The 24,550-nt window shown below is 54.6% G+C and carries 21 protein-coding genes; 19 read left to right on the plus strand and 2 right to left on the minus strand.

The window, feature by feature from the left end:
- The first annotated feature begins 1 nt into the window (after position 1).
- The 13 genes from BMZ81_RS04385 (at position 2) to BMZ81_RS04445 (ending at position 12,332) form a co-directional block, all read left to right on the plus strand.
- On the plus strand, positions 2-232 hold the full coding sequence (locus tag BMZ81_RS04385) for a hypothetical protein (RefSeq protein WP_091129081.1): 231 nt from the start codon (positions 2-4) through the stop codon (positions 230-232).
- Between the two features lies 1 nt (position 233).
- The gene (locus tag BMZ81_RS04390) at positions 234-425 is read left to right on the plus strand and encodes a hypothetical protein (RefSeq protein WP_091129083.1); all 192 of its coding nucleotides are present in this window, start codon (positions 234-236) and stop codon (positions 423-425) included.
- Complete coding sequence (locus tag BMZ81_RS04395; protein WP_091129086.1) at positions 425-874, plus strand: PF20097 family protein; 450 nt, start codon at positions 425-427, stop codon at positions 872-874. Before BMZ81_RS04390 ends, BMZ81_RS04395 begins: the two co-directional genes overlap by 1 nt.
- 20 nt (positions 875-894) lie before the next feature.
- Positions 895-1,482, plus strand: coding sequence for a thymidine kinase (locus tag BMZ81_RS04400; RefSeq protein WP_091129087.1), 588 nt, complete (start codon positions 895-897; stop codon positions 1,480-1,482).
- Complete coding sequence (locus BMZ81_RS04405; protein WP_091129091.1) at positions 1,479-2,351, plus strand: radical SAM protein; 873 nt, start codon at positions 1,479-1,481, stop codon at positions 2,349-2,351. Before BMZ81_RS04400 ends, BMZ81_RS04405 begins: the two co-directional genes overlap by 4 nt.
- 126 nt (positions 2,352-2,477) lie before the next feature.
- Positions 2,478-3,857, plus strand: a complete 1,380-nt coding sequence (locus BMZ81_RS04410; RefSeq protein ID WP_091129095.1) for an MATE family efflux transporter — start codon at positions 2,478-2,480, stop codon at positions 3,855-3,857.
- A gap of 153 nt (positions 3,858-4,010) precedes the next feature.
- Complete coding sequence (locus tag BMZ81_RS04415; RefSeq protein WP_091129096.1) at positions 4,011-5,441, plus strand: MATE family efflux transporter; 1,431 nt, start codon at positions 4,011-4,013, stop codon at positions 5,439-5,441.
- Positions 5,442-5,444: 3 nt separating this feature from the next.
- Complete coding sequence (locus BMZ81_RS04420; protein WP_347498049.1) at positions 5,445-5,750, plus strand: aspartate/glutamate racemase family protein; 306 nt, start codon at positions 5,445-5,447, stop codon at positions 5,748-5,750.
- Between the two features lie 402 nt (positions 5,751-6,152).
- The gene (locus tag BMZ81_RS04425) at positions 6,153-7,058 is read left to right on the plus strand and encodes a Ppx/GppA phosphatase family protein (RefSeq protein WP_091129099.1); all 906 of its coding nucleotides are present in this window, start codon (positions 6,153-6,155) and stop codon (positions 7,056-7,058) included.
- Positions 7,028-9,145 carry a polyphosphate kinase 1 gene (ppk1, locus tag BMZ81_RS04430; RefSeq protein ID WP_091129101.1) on the plus strand — a complete coding sequence of 706 codons (2,118 nt, stop codon included), beginning with the start codon at positions 7,028-7,030 and terminating at the stop codon, positions 9,143-9,145. Before BMZ81_RS04425 ends, ppk1 begins: the two co-directional genes overlap by 31 nt.
- A gap of 326 nt (positions 9,146-9,471) precedes the next feature.
- Positions 9,472-10,641 carry a glycosyltransferase family 4 protein gene (locus BMZ81_RS04435; RefSeq protein WP_091129139.1) on the plus strand — a complete coding sequence of 390 codons (1,170 nt, stop codon included), beginning with the start codon at positions 9,472-9,474 and terminating at the stop codon, positions 10,639-10,641.
- A gap of 13 nt (positions 10,642-10,654) precedes the next feature.
- Positions 10,655-11,242 (plus strand): TVP38/TMEM64 family protein, encoded by a 588-nt coding sequence (locus tag BMZ81_RS04440; protein WP_091129103.1) that lies wholly within the window; start codon positions 10,655-10,657, stop codon positions 11,240-11,242.
- Positions 11,243-11,273: 31 nt separating this feature from the next.
- A complete protein-coding gene (locus tag BMZ81_RS04445) occupies positions 11,274-12,332 on the plus strand; it encodes a glycosyltransferase family 4 protein (protein ID WP_091129106.1) in 1,059 nt (352 codons plus the stop codon).
- 57 nt (positions 12,333-12,389) lie between these two features.
- On the opposite strand, the gene tsaA is transcribed toward BMZ81_RS04445, so the two are convergent.
- Complete coding sequence (gene tsaA / locus BMZ81_RS04450; RefSeq protein WP_091129141.1) at positions 12,390-13,085, minus strand: tRNA (N6-threonylcarbamoyladenosine(37)-N6)-methyltransferase TrmO; 696 nt, start codon at positions 13,083-13,085, stop codon at positions 12,390-12,392.
- Positions 13,086-13,689: 604 nt separating this feature from the next.
- On the opposite strand from tsaA, the gene BMZ81_RS04455 reads away from it, so the two are divergent.
- From BMZ81_RS04455 to BMZ81_RS04465, 3 genes are all read left to right on the plus strand, one after another.
- Positions 13,690-15,111, plus strand: coding sequence for a GntP family permease (locus tag BMZ81_RS04455; RefSeq protein ID WP_091129109.1), 1,422 nt, complete (start codon positions 13,690-13,692; stop codon positions 15,109-15,111).
- A 126-nt stretch (positions 15,112-15,237) separates the two neighbouring features.
- On the plus strand, positions 15,238-16,026 hold the full coding sequence (locus tag BMZ81_RS04460) for an SDR family NAD(P)-dependent oxidoreductase (RefSeq protein ID WP_091129110.1): 789 nt from the start codon (positions 15,238-15,240) through the stop codon (positions 16,024-16,026).
- 18 nt (positions 16,027-16,044) lie between these two features.
- Positions 16,045-16,797 carry an SDR family NAD(P)-dependent oxidoreductase gene (locus tag BMZ81_RS04465; RefSeq protein ID WP_091129113.1) on the plus strand — a complete coding sequence of 251 codons (753 nt, stop codon included), beginning with the start codon at positions 16,045-16,047 and terminating at the stop codon, positions 16,795-16,797.
- Between the two features lie 63 nt (positions 16,798-16,860).
- On the opposite strand, the gene BMZ81_RS04470 is transcribed toward BMZ81_RS04465, so the two are convergent.
- Positions 16,861-17,649, minus strand: a complete 789-nt coding sequence (locus BMZ81_RS04470) for an IclR family transcriptional regulator (RefSeq protein WP_091129114.1) — start codon at positions 17,647-17,649, stop codon at positions 16,861-16,863.
- Between the two features lie 281 nt (positions 17,650-17,930).
- Between BMZ81_RS04470 and ilvD the strand changes: the two genes are divergently transcribed.
- From ilvD to BMZ81_RS04485, 3 genes are all read left to right on the plus strand, one after another.
- On the plus strand, positions 17,931-19,613 hold the full coding sequence (ilvD, locus tag BMZ81_RS04475) for a dihydroxy-acid dehydratase (protein WP_091129117.1): 1,683 nt from the start codon (positions 17,931-17,933) through the stop codon (positions 19,611-19,613).
- Between the two features lie 106 nt (positions 19,614-19,719).
- Positions 19,720-23,244 carry a pyruvate:ferredoxin (flavodoxin) oxidoreductase gene (gene nifJ, locus BMZ81_RS04480; protein ID WP_091129118.1) on the plus strand — a complete coding sequence of 1,175 codons (3,525 nt, stop codon included), beginning with the start codon at positions 19,720-19,722 and terminating at the stop codon, positions 23,242-23,244.
- Between the two features lie 293 nt (positions 23,245-23,537).
- Positions 23,538-24,332 carry an IclR family transcriptional regulator gene (locus tag BMZ81_RS04485; protein ID WP_242942564.1) on the plus strand — a complete coding sequence of 265 codons (795 nt, stop codon included), beginning with the start codon at positions 23,538-23,540 and terminating at the stop codon, positions 24,330-24,332.
- The last annotated feature ends 218 nt before the right edge of the window (positions 24,333-24,550 follow it).

Below are 24,550 nucleotides of genomic sequence, written 5' to 3' on the forward strand. Positions count from 1 at the left end.
CATGGGATGGCTGGTGGGCCTGCCGCTGGGAATTTTCCGGCTGCTGGTCGGACTTGTGATGCTGATACTGCGGTTGGCGGTGCCGATTTTACTGGTGGCTGTCATCGTGTTTTTGATGCGCCGGAGACGGAGCGGCGCGCCCGGGCGGGAGGCACCCAAGGAGCCCCGCTTTGATGGGCCGGTGTATACGGTGGACTATCAGGAGGAGGACTCCGAAGAGGAGGGGCAGTAATTTGGAATTTTTAAACCTGCTGCTGATTGCAGTGCTTCTGCTGCTCTTGCGGAAGCTCTTCTGGTGTTTCCGGTGGCTGTGGTGCTACCACCACGGGAAGGAGACGCCTGCGCCCATTTCCTTTTTGCCCCGGCGGTCGGGAGAGATATTTGAGGGTCATCTTCCCCGGACAGAGGATGAGGAGGAACAATAATGGCCTTTTGGAAGAAGAGCGAGGACCCCTGGGACTGGGAGCCGGAGCGCCGCCCGGCAGCATCTCCGCCGGAGAGGAAACAGCGAACACCGCCCGATGGGGAGCACGTTCTGGATGCACTGAAGGACTTCGGCAGGCTGGCAAAGAACGCCGCCGTCGGAGAGGCGGAGAACGAGACATCCGCAGAGAACTGCCCCTGGTGCAAAAAGGCGATGGAGAGGATCTATCTGGCCACAGGCCGGGATGCCATCCGCTGTACCAGACGGCGGCCAGGGGTTGTGAACGCTGGCTGGCCAGATCTTCCGCGGATTGATGACGAGGGCGGCTTTTTATGCCGGTACAAAACGGTGTGGTACTGCGGCAGCTGCAAAAAAATGGTGATGGACGCCCCGGAGCTGCCGCCGGAGTATTCCCTTCCCGCAGTGCTGCAGGAAGGGAAACAAGACTGAGAGGGAGAGACAACAAATCAATGGCACAGCTTTATTTCAAATATGGGGCCATGGGCTCCAGCAAGACGGCCAACGCCCTGATGACCCGGTTCAACTATGAGGAGCGGGGCCAGCAGACCCTGCTGGTCAAGCCGCGGATGGATACCCGGGACGGGGATCATATGGTGGTCTCCCGCATCGGGCTGACCTATCCCTGCATGTATTTTGACGAGATGCGTCAGCTGACGATTATGGAGCTGCAGCAAAACGCCTGCGTGATTGTGGATGAGGCCCAGTTTCTGACCCGGGAAGAAGTGATGTATCTGGTGTATCTGGTGGATGATCTGGGAATTCCCGTCATCTGCTATGGCCTGCGGGCGGATTTCAAGGGGGATCTCTTTCCCGGCAGCGAGGCGCTGCTGGTGATGGCGGACAAGCTGGAGGAGGTCAAGACCATTTGCTGGTGCGGCAAAAAAGCCACGTTTAATGCCCGGTTTGACAAAGCGGGCCATGTGCTGAAGGAGGGCGCCCAGGTAGTTCTGGGGGCCAATGACCAGTACATCGGCCTGTGCCGCCGCCACTGGCGGGAGGGGAACCTGGGACCGGACTTCGGAGTGGAGCAGCCATGATCTGCCGGCTTTGCCCACGAAACTGCGGAGCAGAGCGGACGGAGGCGGCGGGCGGCGGCTTGTGCCGTATGCCGACCCTCCCGGTGGTAGCCAAGGCCATGCTTCACCAGTGGGAGGAGCCATGCCTTGTAGGAGAACACGGAGCCGGGACGGTGTTTTTCTCCGGTTGCAATCTCCGGTGCTGCTTTTGCCAGAACGGCGTCATCTCGCAGGAGGGCTTCGGGAGACCTGTCACGACAGAGAGGCTTCGGGAGATTTTCCAGGAGTTAATTGCCCAGGGTGCCGCCTGTATTGATCTTGTTACCCCCACTCACTTTACACCGGCGATTCTGGAAGCGCTTGGCGGGGAGCCCTGGTCTGTGCCGGTGGTATGGAACTGTGGCGGGTATGAAAGGCCGGAGACATTGAAGATGCTGGAGGGAAGAGTGCAGGTGTACCTGCCGGATTTGAAGTATGCCATTCCGGAACCGGCGAAGCGGTATTCCGCAGCTGAAGATTACTTCGACTGGGCCAAAGCGGCCGTTTTGGAAATGTTCCGCCAGACGGGACCGTACCGGATAGAAAACGGCCTGCTGAAATCCGGTGTGCTGATCCGGCATCTGCTTCTGCCGGGAGAGCTGGAGAACACGCGCCGGGCTATCGACTGGGTGGCGGAGACCTTTGCCCCAGGGGATGTACTGTTTTCCCTGATGAGCCAGTATACCCCCCAGCCTGGAGCTTCCGGAAATCTCGGCCGCCATGTGACAAAGGCGGAGTACCGGGCAGCTGAGGCCTATCTGGAGAACTGCGGCATCACGGATGGCTTTACGCAGGAGCGTACGTCAGCGAAAGAAGAATATACGCCGGACTTCGATCTCTCGGGAATATAGAAGTATCGCGCTGTGGCTGCGGCACAAGAGAAAATTCCCGCTTGAAAAGTCGAATGTACCTGCTATAATAAGGGGGCTGCCCAGCGTTGGGCAGTCCTGATTTTTTGGTAAGTGGGACGGCGTAAGATGAAACTAGAAAACAATTTGGGTGCAGATCCCATCCGCTCCCTGGTCTGGCGCATTGCAATTCCCAGTATGCTGGCACAGTTTGTCAGCGTTCTGTACAGCATTGTGGATCGTATTTATATCAGTAACATCCCCCTGATCGGAGAGACAGCTCTCGCAGGTGTGGGTGTCTGCGGCCCGGTCGTGACAATGCTGGGGGCGTTTGCTTCCTTGATTGGCGTGGGCGGTGCTCCGCTGATGAGCATTCGGCTGGGGGCGGGGAAGGCGGAAGAGGCACAGCGCATTTTGGCCAATGGCTTTTTGATGCTCTGCATCTGTGCCGGAATTCTGACCGTGGCGGTATTTCCTATGCGACATATGATGCTGATGGCTTTTGGCGCCAGTGAAGTGACCTATCCCTATGCCAATGCCTATTTTACCGTCTATCTCTTCGGCACGGTGTTTAACCTGCTGGCTCTGGGAATGAATCAATTCATCATCTGCCAGGGCTTTTCCAAGGTAGGCATGAAATCCGTGGTGCTGGGAGCGGTGCTGAATATTATCCTGGATCCAGTGTTTATTTTTTGGATGGACATGGGCGTTGTGGGAGCAGCCTTGGCCACGGTGCTCTCCCAGATGGCCAGCTGTGGTTATGTGCTGCGGTTCCTGTTTGGGCCGAAGGTACCTGTCCGCATTACTTTTGGCAGATATCATTGGCGGCTGATGGGCCGTATTCTGGCAATTGGCTTTACACCCTTTGCGATTATCGCTGTGGATAATGTGATGATCATCAGCATGAACTCCATCCTGCAGCGATATGGCGGAGCAGCGCTGGGCGATCAGTTGGTGACCTGCGCCACGATTGCGCAGAGTTTTATGCTGATTGTGACAATGCCGCTGGGCGGCATCTCCGCCGGCACGCAGACAATCCTGGCCTTTAATTACGGTGCGCGCCGGAGGGACCGGGTTTTAGAGGCGGAGAAACACATCCTTTTGATGTGTGTGGGATATGTAGCGCTGCTGTTTGTGCTGGCCCGACTGGCTGGACCGCTGTTTGTCCGCCTGTTTACCGCCGAGCCGGATTTGGCAGCAGAGGCCTTTTCTGCTATTAAGGTCTGCACGCTTGCCATTATTCCGCTTGGCGCGCAGTATGTGGTGGTGGACGGACTCACCGGTATGGGGCAGGTACAGTTTGCTCTGCCGCTGTCCTTTTTCCGAAAGGGTGTATATTTTGCGGCGCTGATGGCTCTGCCGTTGTTTTTTGGAGCCAGAGCCGCTTTTTACGCGGAGCCTGTTTCAGATGTGCTGGGCCCATTGGTGTCTCTTCTGGTCTATCGCCTGGCTATGAAAAAAGTTCTGAATTTTGAAGAGCTGCCCCTCCATGAAAGACTTCCGGCTTGACATTTTCGAAAAAACGGGAGTAAAATAACGCTGTTGTGTAGCAGAAATGCGTAAGCCCAAACTGAAGGGGCTTACGCATTTCTGCTTCTTTTTTGAAAAGGCACCGGCAAACATCATACGGTGCCGCCTGAAATTTTTGAGAGGTGAACCAAAATGGAACAACCAAATGAGATCCTGCTGGAGGCACCAGTGGGAAGATTGATGCGCCGGTACGCCATCCCTTGTATCATTTCCCTGCTGATGGGAGCACTGTATAATATTGTGGATCAGATATTTATCGGCTGGGGAGTGGGGGCTGCCGGCAACAGTGCCACGAACATTGTCTTCCCCCTGACGGTATTGGCCCTGGCCATTGCTACTATGATTGGAGACGCCGCATGCTCCTTTATTAGTATCCGGCTGGGATGCGGCGACCAGGACAGCGCCAACCGCGCCGCCGGCAACGCGATTGTACTGACAGTGACGGCAGGGGTCGTCTTGACGGCGGTATACCTGATTTTTGCAAACCAGCTGTTGTGGCTTTTCGGCGCCAACGATAAGATGGATGAAAGTGTACGGCAATATGCCCGGGAATACTTCTTCTGGATTGCTCTGGGCATTCCGGTTTATATGTTTGGCCAGGCCATGAATCCAATCATCCGTTCTGACGGCGCGCCGCGCTTGGCCATGGTGGCCACGGTCTCCGGAGCGGTGGCAAATGTGATACTGGATCCCATTGCCATTTTTGTGTTGGACTGGGGTGTGATGGGAGCCGCTGTGGCTACAGTGGCGGGTCAGGTGATCACTGGAGTGATCTCGGCGGCTTACCTCTTCCGCATGCGTACCATTCGGCTGCGAAAAGACAGCCTCCCGCTGCGCTGGAGCCTGATTGCGCAGTTTTTCCCTTTGGGATTCACCAGCTTTTTAAGCCAGTTCTCGCTGGTGCTGTCCATGGCCGTTATCAATAATATGGTCACGATTTATGGCGTAGCCTCTGCTTTCAGTACAGATGGGACGGCTACCATTCCTATGGCGGTGCAGGGAATTGTGATGAAGTTCTTCCAAATCGTCATTTCTGTTGTAGTGGGTATGGCTGCCGGCTGCATTCCTGTGGTGGGGTTTAACTACGGTGCCGGGCGCTGCGAGCGCTGTCGCCGCCTGATGAAATGCCTGCTGGTGTCAGAGGCTGCGGTGGGTGCCGTGGCATTCTTGTTGTTTCAGGCCTTTCCTGTCCGGTTGATCAGCGTTTTTGGCACAGATAATGCCCCGGAGTACTTCGCGTTTGCCAAACTGGCGTTTCGCCTGTATCTGTGCATGATGATCCCGGACTGTGTCAACAAGGCGGCCTTTATTTTTCTGCAGTCACTGGGCAAACCATTGGAGTCCACGCTGCTGTCTTTTTTGCGGGAAGTCGTGCTGGCTGTCCCACTGGCCATTTTGATGCCAAAGCTGGCGGCGGATTCCTTTGGAGCGGAAAACGGCATTTACGGTTTGATGCTGTCCATGCCCTGCGCCGCATTCCTGACTTTTTTAGCGGCGGTATATGTGATTTTGCGAGTAGACCGTCAACTGCGGCGGCCGCCGGAAAGCCAGGAAGCAGTGTGAAAAATGAGCTGTCATTGGAAGAAGCGGCATTGCCAAAGGCGGCTGCACATTGCTGAGGCAACGGCGGCGGAGCTGCTGCAAAACCGCATCGGCAGGGCTGCGCTGTTGGGAACGACATATACCATGACACAGGATTTCTGCAAGGAACCACTCGTCAAGGCTGGGATTGATGTGCTGGTTCCGGATGAGGTGGATCGGAAGATTATCAATGATGTCATTTACAAGGAACTGTGCTTGGGAACCATTTCGGTAACCTCCCGGAAAGCATATCTTACCATCATTGACGGACTGGCAAAGCGCGGGGCATAGGGTGTTATTCTGGGCTGCACAGAAATCGGACTGCTGATCCGGCAGGAGGACACCGCGCTGCCGGTATTTGACACCCCACAAATTCACGCGACAAAGGCCGCTGTGCTGGCTATGGATGGAGCGTGCTGAAAACAGGGGCGATTCCCACGGAGGAATCGCCCCTGTTTTCTTCGTGAGCTAGGGCGGCAATAAAAAGCCTGCGGGAAAGGAATAATGGGAAAAGGGCAGTGTACCTGTCAGACGCAGGAAAGTTTCCGGCTTACAAAAGATTTTACGCAGATTTAATACGAAGCTGCTTTTGAATTTTATGGGATGCTATCAGAATAGGATACATTTGGAATTGGCGGCTATCCTCTCAGGAGTACAGCTGGCTGCTGTGCCGCCGGAAAAGGAGAAAATGTGATGAAAATCGCAGTTGTGGACCTGGGGTCCAATACCATCCGCCTGTCGGTATACCATCCGTTGCCGGAGGGGAAGTTTGAGCTGCTATTCTCAGAAAAGGTTATGGCGGGCTTGGCAAATGACATTGTGGACGGCACGCTGTCCCAAGAGGGCATTGACCGGGCCTGCGCTGTTTTGCTGGATTTTCGCAGCCTGCTGCACCAGTTTGGCATGGAGGAAATGCATGTGTTTGCAACGGCCTCCCTGCGAAACATCCGAAATACGGAGGAGGCCTTGGATGTCATTGGGCGGAAGACGGGCCTGGAGGTGGATGTGGTGCCGGGTGATCTGGAAGCCGAGCTGGGGTATTACGGGGTTTTGTGTACCACGGAACTGGAGAATGGTGCCATGTTTGATATCGGCGGCGGCAGTACGGAGATTGTAGAGGTGCGGGAGGGAAGAATCCTGCGGGCGCAGAGCCTGCCTGTGGGGTCACTAAACCTTTTTACGCGATATGTCTCTAAAATTTGGCCAAAGCGGAGCGAGGCAGAGGAGATCTATGCTGCTGTTCAGGAGATGCTGGAGGGCGCCAGACTGCCGTCGGCAAAGGCTGGGCTGGTATGCGGTGTCGGCGGAACTGCCAGAGCCGTTTTAAAAATTGCCAATAGCTATTATGGCCGTACGGCGGATAACCGGCGCTTGATGGGAAAAGAACTGGAGAAACTGACTGCTTTTTTAATGAAGCGGGATCGCCGGGCCAGAAAGCTGATTCTAAGTGCCTGCCCGGATCGCATTCACACGATTCTGCCGGGCATTCTGCTGATGCAGGGCCTGTGCGGAGAGCTTTGCGGAAAGGAACTCTATATCAGTCAATATGGCGTGCGGGAGGGGTATTTATGTCACAGGCTGCTGGACACTGGGATTTGAGCTATACACAAAACAGAGAGCTGAGCTGGCTGAAGTTCAACCAGCGCGTATTGGAAGAGGCCGCGGATTCATCGGTGCCGCTGATGGAGCGGTTTCGATTCCTTTCTATTTTTACCAGCAACCTGGATGAGTTTTTCATGGTGCGCGTTGGAAGCCTTCTGGACATGTCCCTGGTGGCGGCGGAAACCCGGGAGAACAAGGGTGGATTCACACCTGCCGAACAGCTGGTCAGAATTTATGAGGCGGTGGCGCCCTTGATTCGTCAGAGAGACCACATCTACGACACAGTGCACCGGGCACTGGCAGAGCGCGGAGTGGAGGACATTCCTTATGATCGGCTGAAAAATGGAGAACGGGAATACGTCCGCAATTACTACAAGAAGAATATGAAGCCGCTTCTGGCACCCCAGATCATCGATCAGAGCCATCCCTTTCCGCATCTGAAGAACAAGAAACTGTATACCGCTGCCCTCCTGCGGGACGGAGAAAATCACCGCCTCGGCATTGTGGGAATCCCGGATACGGTTCCGGCTGTTCTGGCATTGCCTGGGTATCCGGGCTCCTTTGTGCGGACAGAAACCATTTTGGCCGCATATGTGCGAAAGATTTTTAAAATTTACCATGTGGAGGAGCAGTCCATCATCGCCGTTACCCGCAATGCGGATATCTCCTACGATGAAATTTTTGACGAGGAGGATTTGGATCTCCGTAGCCATATGGCCAAACTGATCCGCCAGCGGGACCGGCTGGCACCAGTGCGCCTGGAGTTGCAGGGAGAGGCCCCGGCGCTTCGGAAGGTGCTGCTGCAGCGGCTGAAGCTGCAGCCAAACCAGTGCTATACCTGCACCGCTCCATTGTCGCTGGACTATGCCTATCAGATAGACAGCCCGGATCTCTCGCTGTTCTATCCGCCTCATGTGCCCACATATCCCGTCTATTTGAACCGTGAGACACCCATGCTGGATCAGATTCGGCAGCGGGATGTACTGCTGTTTTACCCCTATCAATCTATGCAGCCCTTTTTGGAGCTTTTGAAGGAGTCTGCTGCGGACCCTGCGGTGGTCTCCATTCAGATTACTGTTTACCGGCTGGCCCGAAAGTCCGCCGTGGCCAAATATTTGTGTGCGGCGGCGGAAAACGGAAAGGCTGTTACCGTACTGGTGGAGTTGCGGGCCCGGTTTGACGAACGCAATAACATCGAATGGGCGCAGGAATTGGAGGAGGCTGGCTGCCGGGTCATATACGGGCCGAACGGCTACAAATGCCATGCAAAAATTTGCCTGATTACCCGGAAGGAGAAGACGGGAATTTCCCATATCACACAAGTTGGAACGGGAAACTATAACGAGAAGACCGCGACCTTGTACACAGACTTTTGCCTGATGACTGCAAGTTCTTCCATTGCACAAGATGCGGTGGCTTTTTTTCAGAATATGCTGATTGGAGATCTCCGGGGCAGCTACCAAAAGCTTCTGGTGGCACCGGTTTCCCTGAAGCAAACACTCCTGCGGCAGATCGACGCTGAGATTGCCCGGGGAGAACGAGGGCGCATCCTGATAAAGACAAACTCTGTCACGGAACGAGAGTTGATTGATAAACTGGCGGAGGCCTCACAGGCGGGGGTTCAAGTCAACTTGATCGTCCGCGGCATCTGCTGCCTGGTTCCCGGCATTCCCGGAAAGACGGCCAATATTACAGTCACCAGTATTGTGGGGCGGTTTCTGGAACATGCCAGAATTTACTGTTTTGGGGATGGGCCTCTGCGGCAGATCTACTTGTCCTCTGCAGACATTATGACCCGCAACCAAGAGCGGCGGGTGGAAATTGCCTGTCCTGTGGAAAGCCCGGAGATTCAAGCCTTTTTGCTGGCGTACCTGGACCGCCAGATCCGGGATAATGTGAAGGGGTGCTGCCTGCAGCCAAATGGAGACTATATCCGGAACAGGGCGGGGGAGACACTGCTTTCCTCCCAACAGTATGATCTGGAGCACCTGCCGCAGCTGTCTGCAACGCAGGTGCCTTCCCGAAAAAAAGGTGGGCTTTTCGCCGCGTTATACCGCCTTCTGAGAAGGGGACAAAATAAATGATCCGATACGGCCAACAGGAATTGGAAAATTTTCTGATTCCTGTTGGCCTGTTTTGAAGAAAAGCCGTCCGGCCTTTCGTATCAGTGATATCCGGCTGAGAAAAGCGCTGCCGGTTTGCCTTCCTTAATTTTACAAAAGCTTTCGGAGACTGTGCTTGACAACACTGTATTATTGTGTTATTGTATTACTAGAATAATACAGTATAACAAGTTTGTGAATTTTTTGCAAAGATACTTGACATGTGTATTCAGAAATGCAATACTAACTGTATTAATACGGTTAGTACAGATAATGGATTTTCGCCTGAAAAAGGAGGCGGCTTGTTTGTGAAGATTTTAATTACGTCCGACTGGTACGCACCCACTATTAACGGGGTGGTAACCTCCGTATTGAATTTGAGGCAGGGGCTCATGGCACGGGGACACGAGGTGCGGGTGCTGACGCTGTCCCAGACGCCATATTCCTGGTGCGAGGATGGTGTTACATATATTGGCGCCGTCAGTGCGGGGATGATTTATCCCGGCGCTCGCCTGCGAACGGCTCCGGGCCGGGAGCTGCTGGCGGAATTGGCGGCATGGAGGCCGGATATCATCCACTCCCAGTGCGAGTTTTCCACGTTCCTTCTGGCCCGCAAGCTCTCTGCTGCCACAGGGGCGCCCATTGTCCATACCTACCACACGGTATATGAAGATTATACCCATTATTTTTCACCAAGCCGCCGGTGGGGACAGGCTGCCGTGGCGGCCTTCTCCCGGTGGGTGATTAGCCAAACGGCCTGCGTCATTGCACCGACGGCAAAGGTTCGGGAGCTTTTGGAACGGTATCAGGTGGAGCGCCCCGTTCATGTGATTCCGACTGGCATTGACCTGATGCGGTTTTCCGCTCCGGCGGATGCTGCCGCGCAGGCGGAGCTGCGGAGGAGTCTGGAAATTCCTTCTGAGAATTTTGTGATGGTCTATGTTGGACGTTTGGCAGAGGAAAAAAACATTGATGAGCTGGTGCGGCATATGGCGGCACTGCAGCGGGACCGCATCACGCTGCTGCTGGTGGGAGATGGGCCGTACCGTGCCGCGCTGGAGCGCCAGGTACAGACCTTGGGACTGGAGCGTCAAGTGATTTTTGCGGGGATGGTTCCACCGGATAGGATTTTACAGTATTACCGGCTGGGGGATGTCTTTGTCAGCGCCTCCAACAGTGAAACACAAGGCCTTACTTATATTGAGGCGCTGGCCGCTGGTGTACCGGCGCTCTGCCGCCGCGATCCCTGCCTTTCCGGCGTCATTGTGGACGGTGTCAATGGATGGCAATTTCAGGATGGCGCAGGCTTTCGCACGGGGGTGGCGCGCCTGCTGGCAGATCCAAATCTGCGGGAGGAGATGGCCTGCCGCGCGGCAGAGCTGGCTCGGCGGGAATTTTCCGCCGAAACCTTTGCCCGCCGGATGGAGGCCGTCTATGCCCAAGTATTGGAGCGCGGCCACAGCGGCGCTGTTGCATAAAGGAGAATCCGTTATGCCAAGATATATCAACAAGGCCGCAATCAATTTCTGCACCTTGATGGGCGCGGGCTTCTGTGTGCTCTTCGTACTGTACGGCCTGCAGCATCGGCTGTTTACGTCTCAGGAGGCGCTGCAGAGTTTTATGGGGGGCTTCGGGGCCTTTGGCGCGGCAGTATTTGTTCTGTTCCAGGCTGTACAGGTAATCGTGCCGATTCTGCCCGGTGGGCTGGGATGCCTGGCGGGAGTGCTGCTTTTTGGTCCCTGGATGGGCTTCCTTTATAATTACGTGGGGATCTGCTTGGGATCCATGGCTGCTTTTTTCTTGGCCAAGCTCTACGGCCGCCCGATTCTCTCCCTGTTGTTCCGACGGGAGACCATTGAAAAATACGAGCTCTGGACAGGAACGCATTTTTCTAAGTGGTTTGCACTTGCTATTTTTTTCCCTGTGGCACCCGATGATTTCCTGTGCTGGTTGGCAGGGACCACACCCATGTCCTGGCGAACCTTCAACACCATTATCTGGTTTGGAAAACCGGCCTCCATTGCCCTGTACAGCCTGGGGCTGAGCGCGGCGTTCCAATGGCTGTCGGCAATTGTCTAAGTTCGATAAATGATAAAGAGAGGCGTCTTTTATGAGCGTTCAGCTATATAGCGGCTCGCTGGCGCTGGTTCGCAAAAGCGGTGTGGGCCAGGCTGTCGAGCATCAGCGGGAGATGCTGCGGCGAACAGGGATCCCCGTTACAGTTCGCGGCAGCCGGGAGGCTCGGGTGGTCCACTGCAACACCGTATTTCCGGACTCCCTGTTGGCGGCCCTGTGGGCCAGGCTTCATGGAAAACGGGTGGTATTTTACGGCCACTCCACCATGGAGGACTTCCGAAATTCATTTCGGGGCTCCAATTTGCTGGCTCCGCTGTTCCGGAGATGGATCCGCCTCTGCTACAGCAGCGGAGATGTGGTGATTACACCTACGGAGTATTCCCGGCAGCTGCTGGTGCAATACCATATTCGTCGCCCCATCTACAGTCTCAGCAACGGCGTGGACACCAGCTTTTTTACTCCCAGTACAGAGCACCGGCAGACGTTCCGGAAGAAATACGGCCTGGCGGAGACGGAGAAGACCGTGCTCTCCGTGGGACATTATATTGCCAGAAAAGGCCTGCCGGAGTTCGTGGCCCTGGCCAGATCCATGCCGGATGTGAAATTCTTTTGGTTTGGATATACCAAATTGGAGCTGGTGCCGGCGGAGATCCGGGAGGCGATTGAAACGGCCCCCGATAATGTGATTTTTCCGGGCTTTGTGGGCCGGGAAGAATTGCGGGACGCCTATTGCGGCTGCGACGTATTTACCTTTCTCTCCCATGAGGAGACGGAGGGAATCGTGGTATTGGAAGCATTGGCCTGCGGGATTCCGACGGTGGTGCGGGATATCCCGGTTTACCGGGACTGGCTGACAGACGGCGTGCAAGTCTACAAGGCGTCGTCAGAGACAGGGTTCAGAGATCGAATAGACGGCCTTCTCAGCGGCCGGCTGCCGTCTCTTGCCGCGGCTGGCCTCTGTACCGCACAGTCCAGAAGCCTGGAGTCGGTGGGACGGCAGCTGCAGGCAATCTATGATAGGGAAGGGCTGTACTATCAGCCAGAACAGACCGCGGCACACCATGCGGCGGCATTGGTGCCAGGTGGTCGATAAGGCTGCGAAAAAAGGAGACGGACGCAATCGCGTCTGTCTCCTTTCTGCTATATACGCTCAGGTATTGTCCGGATACGCATTTGCCGAAGCGGAAATATCCACCACGGTTAAGACGGGATCTGCCACCTGGAATTGAACTTCCACACCAGCGAAGGAAAATCCATAGACCCGGTTTGGATCCTTTTGATAGGGAGGACGCGGATCCTGTGCCAAAACACCCAGGAGGGCTTCGCGCCGCTTGGCAGGAACCTTCTCCAATAAGTCCGGAGGAATACAGACCTTCAATACTTCCTCAGGTGCGGCGGGGGCAAAACCACCCAACGCATCTGGATGACAGTCGCCATAGGGAATATAAGGTTTGATATCAAAAATGGGCGTGCCATTCATCAGGTCAGCCCCACGTACATGAAGAACAGGCCCCACTGTTTCCGTCAGCTCGATGCGCTCCAAACGCACAGAGGAGAGTCCGATAGGATTTGGCCGGAAGGGAGAACGGGTTGCAAAGACTCCCATCCGTACATTTCCGCCCAGCCGGGGCGGGCGGACCATGGGGGACCACCGCTCCTGTATAGATTCTGAAAAAGCCCAAATCAGCCAAATATGAGAAAAATCCTCCAGCCCCCGCAACGCATCGGGATTACGAAACGGCGGTTCAAGAACGATGGTAGACTCCAGGGCATCCACCAAACCGCTCTGCCGGGGAATTCCGAATTTGGATGAGAAATCACTCCGGATATGAGCAATCACCTGCATCGAAAAAAGCTGTTTCAAGGAATCGCCTCCCATAAATTTATAGTTGTACCATTCCGGAAGTAATTGGTACAAGCAATTTTTGTGAGAAAATATGGCGCGAAATGATGTATTCACTATTTTTTCATTATACAGGAAATTCAGGGAAAAGAAAACAGGGAGTGGCGCATGGCATTTTTTGCTGTGAAACAATAAAAACATTGTGAAAAGTCAGGCAATTGTACGGCAATATCGATAAAAAGCATCAATATAGACTAAAATTCTATAATAAAGAATGGTTAGAGAAAAGTGAGGTGTAGGTAAAAAAACAGGAAGTCTAAAAAAATGTTAATTGCAAATTATTCAATAGATATATTAAACAAATTATAAACGATAATTACAGCAATAGTGCTAAAAAGTTCGCCGGGATATTGACAAACTCACATCGGATGATTTAATATCTGGTTGTTCAATATTGTAGAATATCGAGCGGCAAAAAAGAACGCTGTGTAAGTGAGACAGTGGTCTGCAGATTCTGCTGCCACAACATTGGGAAAGCAATACGCGAATGAAAAAGATGCTGCAGAAGTTCTACAGAATATTTTAGAGAAAAAGGAGAAAACACGTTATGTCTGCTGGAGTATTTCTTGTAGTTCTGGTGGCAGCAATTCTCGTCCTGATGCTTATGATTATCAAGCTGAAGGTTCACCCTGTCATGGCCCTGTTCACCACTGCTCTGCTTACCGGTATTGTTCTGGGTTACGGCGTGTCCGGCACTGCTGATATGATTGGCAGCGGCTTTGGCGGAACCTTGGGCAGCATCGGCATCACCATCATCCTCGGCGGTATCATCTCTATGGCCATCGAGGATACCGGCGCGGCCAAGGTCATTGCCAACTTCTTTATTAAGCTGTTCCGAGGCAAGAATATGGAGCTCGCCCCTGCACTGACCGCTTTCATCATGTCCATCCCCGTGTTCGGCGACATCACCATGGTGCTGACCGCCCCCATCGCTTCCATGCTCTCCAAGCGGAAGCACATCTCTATGTCTACGATGGCTTCTTTCACCGGTTTGGGCCTGTTCCTGACCCATGGTCTGGTACCGCCCACCCCCGGTATTCTGGCCATTGCCATCATGTTTGAGGCTGACCTGGGCATGACCATTGTCTGGGGTGTTGTTGTCGCCCTGATCGGCTTCTTCGGCACTTGGCTGGTGCTGAAGAGATGGACCGAGAAGGAATGGATTGAGCCCAATCCCGAGATGGTCAAGGGCCTGGCTGAGACCGATTCCGACAGCATTGACGACATTCTGATCAAGGATCCAAACCTGCCCGGCACCTTTGTGGCCTTCCTGCCCCTGCTGCTGCCCGTGGCACTGATCTCCCTGTCCTCTTTCGCCTCTATGTACGCGGATCCCGAGGGCGCTTTCTACGCTGTCTGCACGACCATCGGTCACAAGGTCATCGCTCTGTTCATCGGCGTCCTGTACTCCCTGTGGCTGGCGTATAAGCAGCGCAAGGCTGTTCTGGCTGCCTATCAGGAGAACTTCCCCAACGAGGCGGACTCCAAGGTGAGCGAAATTGCCCTGAACAAGTGGGTTGCCCGCGGTCTGCTGGTCTGCCTGTCTCCTCTGCTGATCACGGCTATGGGCGGCGCTTTCGGCACTGTGCTGAAGAGTGCTCCGGCTCTGGCTCCCCTGTCTGAGATGGTGGGCAACAGCCCTATTCCCGCAATCCTGATTCCCTGGGCCGTGGCCGTCATTATGATGACCGCCGTGGGCTCCATGACCACCGCGGGTATGACTGCCGCCGGTATCGTTCTGCCCATGCTGCCCTCCCTGGGGCTGTCCCCCCTGGCTGCCGTTCTGGCTATCGGTGCTGGCACCCTGGCATTTGACCACGTCAGCAACTCTGGCTTCTGGGTCATGGGTCAGTTCTTCCACCTGGATACCAAGCAGTCCCTGAAGTATGTCACCATCCCCAGTGCCGTGGCATCCGTCATCTGCATCATTGCCATTGCCATCTTTAACGCAGTGGGTTTGCTGGGCTGATTTTTCTTGAATAAAATATGCTTTCCCTGCCGGGGACACTTCGTTTACCGGAGTGTTCCCGGCTTGCTTTTAACCCGGCATCCGCCGGAGGGCAGATTTTAAATAAAACCATGAAAGGACAAACATATGGAGATTCGTTTTGACAACAAGGTCGCCCTGATCACGGGAGGAACTTCCGGCATTGGCTTGGCCTGCGCAGAGCTGTTTGGTACGCTTGGTGCCAAAGTAGCCGTCTGCGGGACCAATTCCGCAAAGCTGGAAAAGGCGTTGGACAGCTTGAAATCAAAGGGAATTGCTGTTTTCGGCGAGACCTGCGACGTTTCCAACGCGGATTCCATGGAGTCCTTTGCCACACATACTAAGGCGGCACTGGGCCCTATTGATATCTGGGTCAGCAACGCCGGCATCTATCCGCAGTACAGCATCATTGACACCACGGAGGAAGTGTGGGACAAGACGGTGGACACCAACATGAAGTCCGCCTATCTGGGGGCCAGAATCGCTTACCGCACGATGAAGGAGCGAGGCGGCGTTTTGCTGATGGCATCCTCTTTTGCGGCGCTGTTCCCCTCTGTGGGCAGCGGGGTGTACGCCGCCACAAAATCCGCCGTCAGTTCCATGATTAAAACGTTGGCGGCAGAGCTGGCACCCTATGGTATTCGGGTCAACGGTTATATTCCTGGCGTGATTGACACGGATATGACCCGTGCTCTGACAGAATCCAACGGAGAGGACATGAAAAGTGCCATTGCCATGCACTCCTTTGGCCAGCCAATTGATGTGGCGTGGGCCATGGCATTCCTGGCATCCGACTATGCCCGTTACATTACCGGCACTACCCTTGAGGTGACCGGCGGCAAAATGGGGGTTCAGAATCCCAACAAGGCCTGGCAGGACAAGGAGACCAGGGGCTGAAAAGGGGTATTATTTTACATGACAGTGAGAAACAAAGTGGTGGCGATTACCGGCGGCGCAGGCGGCATCGGCACCGCGCAGACAAAGTTACTGGCGGAAAATGGCGCTGAGGTTTGGGTGCTGGACTTGGCAGCGGACCGGGCAGAGGCACTGGCTAAGGAAATGACAGATATGGGCTGGAGGGTTCACAGCGCCGGTATGGACGTTGCCAGCGAAGAGAACTGGAAGGCGGTGGTGGAACGGATCGTAGCAGAGAGCGGCCGCCTGGATGCTGTTGTCAATAATGCGGGAATCAATATTCGGAAGCCCATTGAGGAGATGGTGAAGGACGAATGGATGAAAATGATGGAGGTGAACACCTGCAGCGTGTTCCTTGCCACCAAATATGCTATTCCTGTGATGCGTCGGCAGGGAGGTGGTACGATTATCAACACCTCCTCCATTTGCGGCCTGATTGGCCATATGAACACACCGGAGGCCTATACGGCCACGAAGGGCGCGGTGACGCTGCTGACCAAGTCTGTGGCTGCCCGGTACGGCAAAGACAACATTCGCTGCAATTCCATTCATCCAGCCACCATTGACACGCCGTTTGTGGCATCACTGATGGCGGATCCGGCAAAAAAACAGGCGAGGATCGACGAGATCCCCTTGGGCCGCCTGACAACTGTGGATGATGTAGCCAATGCGGTGCTGTATCTGGTGAGTGAGGAAGCATCGTTCCTCAACGGTGTGAATCTGCCCATCGATGGCGGTGTGACCTGCTACTGATAAGGAAAAGACAAAAAAGCAGCGGGGGAATTTTCCCCCGCTGCTTTGTAAATGAAAGGTTTATCACTTGATCTCTGACACAGTGTATTCGTATCCGAACATGCTCTTGGAAATGGACGCCGCAGAATGCTTCAAGTCCTCTATCAAGCCATTCTTCATAGCGATCTGCACCCTGGGCGTCATGCCGGAAATGCTGATGGAGCAGGCAACCTTGTCTGGGGCGGAGAATACGGGAACCGCCACACAGGAAAGGCCAACTTCCACTTCCTCGTTATCAATGGCGAAGCCGGACTCCCGGATCTTCCGAATCTCCTCCCGCAGTTGCTCGGAATTGGTAATCGTATTATAGGTCATGGTTTTCAGCGGTGCAGAAAGAATGTTTTCCTGATAATCAGTGGGCATATAGGCGAGAATACACTTTCCAACGCCGGTGCAGTGCATGTAGTTCTGTGTGCCGATTTGGGTATTGATGGAAATGGAACCGGTTGCTTCCACTTTATCCAAGTAAATGACGCTTTCCTGATGCTCCACAGCGCAGTGGGCGGTTTCGCCATACTTATGATTAATTTGCTCCAGATAGGGATGTACTGTGCGGATAATGCTGTTTTGCACCTTAATGGTGTTGGAAAAACTGAGAAGCTTCAGGCCCAGAACATATTTTTGATTTCCTGTATTTTGCTGAAGATATCCCAAATTGGTCAGTGTATTGATCAGGCCGAATGTGGTGCTTTTATTGAGTCCAAGGGCCTCAGAGATCTCCTTGACGCTGCGCTCCATTCCGCCATGCTGCTGAAAGGATTCTAAGATTGCAAAGGCGCGCTCAACCGACTGGATGTTCTTTGTGGTAGCCATGGATCGTCCTCTCTCCTTCGAAATGTTCTGCAATACAGAATATCATTTTGTATATATTATAGGATAAACACAGACGGCTGTCAATAAGTATAAAAAATGTCCTACATATTTTACATTGGCGATTTATGTCCGATATTGACAAATGAAAGACAAACCACTATAATAAATTCGAGAACGACGGACAGTAATGTAGAACGGAATTGCGCCGTAAAGACATGGCTTGTTCAGTAAAGATAGAGATTGAATTCAATCAGAGACATATTTTGAGGAGGAAAAATTGAATGGATCTTCGGAGTAAGGCGATCCTTGGCATGGAAGATAGCGCATTTGCGCGCTCTTTGTTTAAGTCCATGGGTTATACGGACAGCGAACTGAAGGAGGGGAAGCCCCTGATCGGTATTGCCAACACTTGGAATACCTTGGTTCCCGGCCACTACAATCTGGACAAAGTGGCAGAGTACGTGAAGAACGGCATTTACGCCGCCGGCGGCACACCCGCAGAGTTCGGCACCATCGCCGCTTGCGACGGTGTGGCTCAGGGCCACGATGGCATGCACTACATTCTGCCCTCCCGCGAAATTATTGCAAACTCCGTGGAGATTATGGCGCAGGCTCATCGGCTGGACGGCTTGGTTCTGCTGGCTTCCTGCGATAAGATTGTTCCCGCTATGCTGATGGTCGCTGCCCGCCTGGATATCCCCTGCATCGTCTGCGTGGGTGGCCCTATGCTGGGCGGCATCGAGTTTGACGGCCGCAAGTCCGACCTGACCTCTATCTCCGAGGCTTTGGGTATGGTGAAGGCCGGCAAGCTCTCCGAGCGCGAGTACGACGCATTGGAGAACACTGCTTGTCCTGGCTGCGGTTCCTGCTCCTTCCTGGGTACTGCCAACACCATGTGCTGTGTGGCCGAGGCTCTGGGTATGTCTCTGCCCGGCGGCGGCCTGATTCCCGCCGCTTATGCCGCCCGTCTGCGCCACTCCTTCGAGGCTGGCCGTGCGATTGTGGATCTGTGCAAGAAGGGCATTACTCCCCGCCAGATCATGACCAAGGAGGCCATCCGCAACGCCATCAAGGTCACCATGGCCATCTGTGGTTCCACCAACGCGGTGCTGCACCTGTCAGCCATTGCCAACGAGGCGGAGCTGGACATGAACGTGGTAGAGGAGTTCGAGACCCTCAGCAAGATCACGCCCCAGATTGCTAAGGTGAACCCCGCCGCCAAGCCCGAGATGGAGGCCTTCTACCGCGCCGGCGGCATTCCGAAGGTGGAGGAGCGCCTGGGCGATCTGCTGGACACCTCTGTCATGACTGTCAGCGGCAAGACCCTGAAGGAAAACCTGGCTGAGTATGTATATGAGTATCCCGAGGATCCCACCATCATCAAGACGATGGAGGCTCCCTTCTCCAAGACCGGCGGTGTGGCCGTGCTCCATGGCAACCTGTGCCCCAATACCGCTGTTTCCAAGCCCGGCGCCATTGACCCCTCCATGCATCACTTCGTCGGAAAGGCCAAGTGCTACAACAGTGAGGAGGAGGCCGAAGAAGCCATTCTGGGTGGTAAAATTGAAGCTGGCGATGTGGTGGTTATCCGCTACGAGGGGCCAAAAGGCGGTCCCGGCATGCGTGAGATGTTCAAGGCCATGAAGTACATGTACGGCGTGGGCCTGAGCAAGTCCGCTGCCTTGATTACCGATGGCCGCTTCTCCGGAACCAACAACGGCTGTTTCGTGGGCCATATCTCCCCCGAGGCTGCTGAGGGCGGCCCTCTGGCCATTGTTCATGACGGCGATGAGATTCTGATTGACGTCAACGAGGGCAAGTTGGAGCTGCATGTCTCCGACGAAGAGATTGCAGAGCGCTATAAGACTTTGGAGATGCCCAAGAAAAACATCCCCAACGGTTACCTGCGGCTGTATGCAAAGGTGGCAACCTCTGCTGACCAGGGCGCTGTCATTAAGATGTAATTTTGCCAAGGTATTTTAAGATGCGACTCTCTTTTCCCGGCACGGAAGCTTCCGCGCCGGGAAAAGACGCATGGATGGATAGAGATATTTAAATAGGAGGATCTTCATGTCTGAGAAAAAAATCATGAAAACGATGGATGGCAATGAAGCCTGCGCCACCGTTGCCTACCACTTCACGGAAGTGGCCGGCATTTTCCCCATCACGCCGTCGTCCCCGATGAGTGAAAAGGTGGACGAGTGGGCTGCCGCCGGCCGCAAGAATATGTTTGGACAGCCGGTAACGCTGGTTGAGATGCAGTCCGAGGGCGGCGCTTCCGGCGCGCTTCACGGCGTGGCAGAGGCTGGTGCCCTGGCAACGACCTTCACCTCTTCCCAGGGATTGCTGCTGATGATCCCCAACCTGTACATCATGGCTGGCCACCGGATGCCCGCTGTCTTCCACGTGGCGGCCCGTTCTGTGGCCCAGCATGCCAACAACATTTTCGGCGATCACCAGGATGTAATGACCTGCCGTACCACCGGCGTCACCATGATGTCCACTGCCAGCGTGCAGGAAGTTATGGATCTGGCTGCAGTTGCACATCTGACCACAGTAAAGACCCGGGTTCCCTTCATCCACTTCCACGATGGATTCCGTACCTCCCACGAGATCCAGAAGATTGAGATGATCGATCTGGATCAGGTGGCACAGCTGATGGATCAGGATGCGCTGGAGGCCTACCATCAGATCGCCATGAACCCCGAGCATCCCGTTCAGCGGACCACCGTGCAGGGACCCGATGTGTACTATCAATCTCAGGAGGCCAACAACGGCACCTATGACTCCATTCCCAGCGTTGTGGAAGGCTACATGCAGGGCATCAACAAGATCACCGGCCGTGACTACCACATCTTCAACTACTACGGTGCTGAGGATGCTGAGCGCGTGATTGTGATCATGGGCTCTGCCTGCGAGGCCACAAAGGAAGTGGTAGATTACCTGAACGCCAAGGGCGAGAAGGTCGGCATGCTGCAGATCCACCTGTTCCGCCCCTTCGACATGCAGTACTTCCTGAACGCCATGCCCAAGACCGTCAAGAAGATCACCGCCATGGACCGTTCCAAGGAGCCCGGCGCCATCGCTGGCGCCGTGTATCTGGATGTGTGTGCATGCTATGCCAACAAGGAAAACGCACCCGAAGTGTTCGGCGGCCGCTACGGTTTGGCCTCCAAGGACGTTACTCCCGCTCAGATTAAGGCCGTGTTTGACAACATGAAGAGCGGGACGCCCAAGCACCTCTTCACCATCGGTATTGTGGACGATGTGACACATCTCAGCCTGGATGTGAAGGAGCCGCTGATTACCGAGTCTGCGGACACCGTCAGCTGCAAGTTCTGGGGGCTGGGCTCCGACGGTACGGTCGGCGCCAACAAGAACTCCGCCAAAATCATCGGCGACCACGCCGGTATGTATACCCAGGCTTATTTCGAGTATGACTCTAAGAAGTCCTACGGCATCACGAAGTCCCACCTGCGGTTCAGCAAGAGCCCCATCCGCTCCACCTACTTAATCAAGGCCGCTGACTTCCTGGCCTGCCATTCCCAATCTTACATCACCCGCTATGACATGATCCATGAGATCAAGGACGGCGGTACCTTCCTGCTGAATACCTCCTGGAGCGGTGAAGAACTGGAGAAGAACCTGCCCGGCGACGTGAAAAAGTACATTGCTGACCACAATGTGCAGTTTTATACGGTGGATGCCAACAAGATTGCCCGGGATCTGGGTCTTGGCAACCACGCCAACCTGATTCTGCAGGCTGCATTCTTCAAGCTTTCGGGCGTCATGCCTGTGGAGGACGCGGTCCGCTACATGAAGGAAGCCGCCCAGAAGACCTACGCCAAGAAGGGCGAGAAGGTGGTCAACATGAACCTGGCTGCCGTAGACGCTGGTATCAACAGCCCCGTGAAGGTGGAGATTCCAGCCGCTTGGTCTCAGGCAAAGGATGAGCGCACCGTGGACGAGAATCTGCCCAATGTGGTCAAGAACATTGTGATTCCCTGCAACCGCCAGCGCGGCGACGATCTGCCCGTCTCCACCTTCCTGGAGCACCAGGACGGCACGTATCCCCTGGGTACCTCCAAGTACGACAAGCGCGGCATTGCCAGCAGCCTGCCTGCTTGGGAACCCAACAAGTGCCTGCAGTGCAACCAGTGCACCTTTGTCTGCCCCCATGCTGCCATCCGGGCCTACCTGGTGAATGACGAGGAGGCCAAGGCCGCTCCCGCCGGCTTCACCATGGTGGACGCCAAGGGGGCTGCCGGGCTGAAGTACCGTTTGCAGGTCTCCACCCTGGACTGCACCGGCTGCGGCAGCTGCGCCGCTTCCTGCCTGGCCAAGGACAAGGCTTTGACCATGGAGCCCGTGGACGACACCATGTACGACGAGACCAACTGGAACTATGCCCTGTCCCTCAGTGACAAGCCGGGCGTGTTCGAGCGTAAGACCCTGAAGGGCAGCCAGTTCAGCCAGCCTCTGGTGGAGTTCTCCGGCGCCTGCGCAGGCTGCGGCGAGACCCCCTATGCCAAGCTTATCACCCAGCTGTACGGCGAGAAGACCTACTGGGTTAACGGCGTGGGCTGCTCCCTGGCGTGGGCCGGCGCATTCCCCTCTCTGCCTTACACGGTCAACAAGGAAGGCCGCGGCCCCGCGTTCTACGGCACCCTGTTTGAGGATCAGGCTGAAAACGGTCTGGGCATGGTCTTGGCTGTCAAGCAGCGCCGCAATGGCGTGAAGATGCAGGCCGAGGCGCTGCTGCCCCTGGTGGCCGGCACCGAATTGGAGGGCGCCATCAACGCATGGCTGGAGACCTTCGAGGACCTGGACAAGAACGATGCGGACGCCCGTGCTCTGGTGGCCGCTCTGGAAAAGGCAGAGCTCACCGGCGAGGCAAAGGAACTGGCCGACCAGATTCTGCTGCACAGGGATCAGCTAAGCAAGAAGGTCGTCTGGCTCTTCGGCGGCGACGGCTGGGCTTACGACATTGGCTACGGCGGACTGGATCACGTGATGGCCTCTGGTGAGGATATCAACGTTTTCGTGGTGGATACCGAAGTGTACTCCAACACCGGTGGACAGTCCTCCAAGGCAACTCCCGTGGGCGCTTCCGCCAAGTTTGCCGACGGCGGCAAGAAGACAGCCAAGAAGGATTTGGGCCGCCTGATGATGACCTATCCCAACGTGTATGTGGCTTCTGTTGCTATGGGCGCCAATCCCGGTCAGCTGATGAAGGCTGTCACGGAGGCGGTCAATCACAAGGGGCCCTCTATTGTGATTGCCTATGCTCCCTGCATTAACCACGGCATCAAGGCCGGCATGAACAATGTCCAGGCGGAGATGAAGAAGGCCGTGGACTGCGGCCTGTGGCCCCTGTACCGCTACGATCCCAACAAGGCCGAGAAGCCCTTCTCTCTGGATTACAAGCAGCCTTCTGTACCTGTCAGCGAATTCTTCAATGGCGAGGTCCGTTACGCCGGCCTCAAGATTAAGTATCCTGAGATTGCCGAGAAGCTGTTTGCTGAGGCACAGAAGGAAGCAGACGAGCGCTACAAGACCTACGTGCGGCTTGCTAAAAGCTACAATGAGGATTAATTGATATTATTCTTTTCTTTCCATGGGAAACTGCCGGCGAAACCGCTGGCAGTTTCCCATTTATCTACCCAAAAGGCCGATCTTTAAAGAGCGGACTTTTTTGGAAATTGAGAACAAGGAAAATTTTTTTATCAAGTGACAGAAATATCAAATTTTCACAAAATAATTGTATGCCATTAACGAATATAGTTTGATATTAATAAAAGCATTGACAAATGTGTGGGGAGTTATGATATCATAATTGTAAAATACAGCAAATGGCGCTTTAGGTTTTGGCTGATAACGAGAAGAGAATGGAAAGAACGATGACACAGGAACAGAGGAAAAACGGGATACAAGTGCAGTCTGTGGCACGGGCAGCAGAAATCATCCGTTGCTTTGAGCGGACCCCGGAGATGGGAATTTCAGAACTGGCCGCGGAGATGGGGCTGAACAAAAGTACGGTGTTCGGTCTGGTAAACACTTTGGCCAGCTACGGCTACCTGGAACAAGTGGAGAGCAGCAAGAAATACCGGCTGGGTATTATGCTGTTCGAATTGGGAAATCTGGTGCTGTCCAGAATCGATGTGCGGAATGAGGCCAAGGAGTGCTGTGCGCCGTTGGCGGCGAAGTACTTGGCAACTGTACATATTGCAACGCACAGTGAAGGGGAGGTACTTTATATTGACAAGCTGGATCGCGGAAATTCCCTGATCAGCACATCCAATGTAGGCATGAGGGCGCCCATGTACTGTACCGGTGTTGGAAAGGCCATGCTGGCATTCCTGCCGGAGGAGTATCTGAACAAATATATTTGGAACCAGATGTTCCAGAAGCGAACGGAGCACACCATCACGCGAAAGGATGCACTGCGGAAAGAACTGGATGAGGTTCGCCGCACCGGCATTGCCATGGATCGGGAAGAGATTGAGCGTGGGGTTACCTGCATAGCGTCTCCAGTTTTGCGGCACACCGGGGATGCGGAGTTGGCTGTGAGTTTGTCCTTTGCCTATGGGCGCGTCCAGGATGTGGATGTGGAAGAGGTAAAAAGGGATCTGTTGGCCTGTACGGATAAGCTATCCGCCCGGCTTGGCTATTACAAAAAATAAGACGGCTGTGGCCTGCTGAAAGCACCAAATGGGCGACATGACAGTGTGCATGAGGAGAGAACTTTCCTCATGCCTGTTTTGCATAGAACCAAGAACGAGATTTGATATTACCGAACAAATAGAGACAAAAGAGGATAGGAAAAAGGAGGAACGAACGTGAAGAAAGTAACCCTGAAAGCGGTCGTGAACGAGGAATTGTGTATCGGGTGCAAGATTTG

It is taken from the genome of Oscillibacter sp. PC13 (genome assembly GCF_900115635.1).
GTDB lineage: Bacteria > Bacillota > Clostridia > Oscillospirales > Oscillospiraceae > Oscillibacter.

What these genes read in the sequence shown, in the direction of transcription:
- BMZ81_RS04460 (WP_091129110.1), top strand. Translation starts at nt 15,238, where the DNA reads ATGGAGATTCGTTTTGACAACAAGGTCGCCCTGATCACGGGAGGAACT.
- BMZ81_RS04425 (WP_091129099.1), top strand. Translation starts at nt 6,153, where the DNA reads ATGAAAATCGCAGTTGTGGACCTGGGGTCCAATACCATCCGCCTGTCG.
- BMZ81_RS04470 (WP_091129114.1), bottom strand. Translation starts at nt 17,649, where the DNA reads ATGGCTACCACAAAGAACATCCAGTCGGTTGAGCGCGCCTTTGCAATC.
- BMZ81_RS04455 (WP_091129109.1), top strand. Translation starts at nt 13,690, where the DNA reads ATGTCTGCTGGAGTATTTCTTGTAGTTCTGGTGGCAGCAATTCTCGTC.
- BMZ81_RS04395 (WP_091129086.1), top strand. Translation starts at nt 425, where the DNA reads ATGGCCTTTTGGAAGAAGAGCGAGGACCCCTGGGACTGGGAGCCGGAG.
- BMZ81_RS04440 (WP_091129103.1), top strand. Translation starts at nt 10,655, where the DNA reads ATGCCAAGATATATCAACAAGGCCGCAATCAATTTCTGCACCTTGATG.
- BMZ81_RS04485 (WP_242942564.1), top strand. Translation starts at nt 23,538, where the DNA reads ATGGAAAGAACGATGACACAGGAACAGAGGAAAAACGGGATACAAGTG.
- BMZ81_RS04415 (WP_091129096.1), top strand. Translation starts at nt 4,011, where the DNA reads ATGGAACAACCAAATGAGATCCTGCTGGAGGCACCAGTGGGAAGATTG.
- ppk1 (WP_091129101.1), top strand. Translation starts at nt 7,028, where the DNA reads ATGTCACAGGCTGCTGGACACTGGGATTTGAGCTATACACAAAACAGA.
- BMZ81_RS04410 (WP_091129095.1), top strand. Translation starts at nt 2,478, where the DNA reads ATGAAACTAGAAAACAATTTGGGTGCAGATCCCATCCGCTCCCTGGTC.
- nifJ (WP_091129118.1), top strand. Translation starts at nt 19,720, where the DNA reads ATGTCTGAGAAAAAAATCATGAAAACGATGGATGGCAATGAAGCCTGC.
- BMZ81_RS04400 (WP_091129087.1), top strand. Translation starts at nt 895, where the DNA reads ATGGCACAGCTTTATTTCAAATATGGGGCCATGGGCTCCAGCAAGACG.
- BMZ81_RS04465 (WP_091129113.1), top strand. Translation starts at nt 16,045, where the DNA reads ATGACAGTGAGAAACAAAGTGGTGGCGATTACCGGCGGCGCAGGCGGC.
- ilvD (WP_091129117.1), top strand. Translation starts at nt 17,931, where the DNA reads ATGGATCTTCGGAGTAAGGCGATCCTTGGCATGGAAGATAGCGCATTT.
- BMZ81_RS04420 (WP_347498049.1), top strand. Translation starts at nt 5,445, where the DNA reads ATGAGCTGTCATTGGAAGAAGCGGCATTGCCAAAGGCGGCTGCACATT.
- BMZ81_RS04405 (WP_091129091.1), top strand. Translation starts at nt 1,479, where the DNA reads ATGATCTGCCGGCTTTGCCCACGAAACTGCGGAGCAGAGCGGACGGAG.
- BMZ81_RS04445 (WP_091129106.1), top strand. Translation starts at nt 11,274, where the DNA reads ATGAGCGTTCAGCTATATAGCGGCTCGCTGGCGCTGGTTCGCAAAAGC.
- tsaA (WP_091129141.1), bottom strand. Translation starts at nt 13,085, where the DNA reads ATGCAGGTGATTGCTCATATCCGGAGTGATTTCTCATCCAAATTCGGA.
- BMZ81_RS04385 (WP_091129081.1), top strand. Translation starts at nt 2, where the DNA reads ATGGGATGGCTGGTGGGCCTGCCGCTGGGAATTTTCCGGCTGCTGGTC.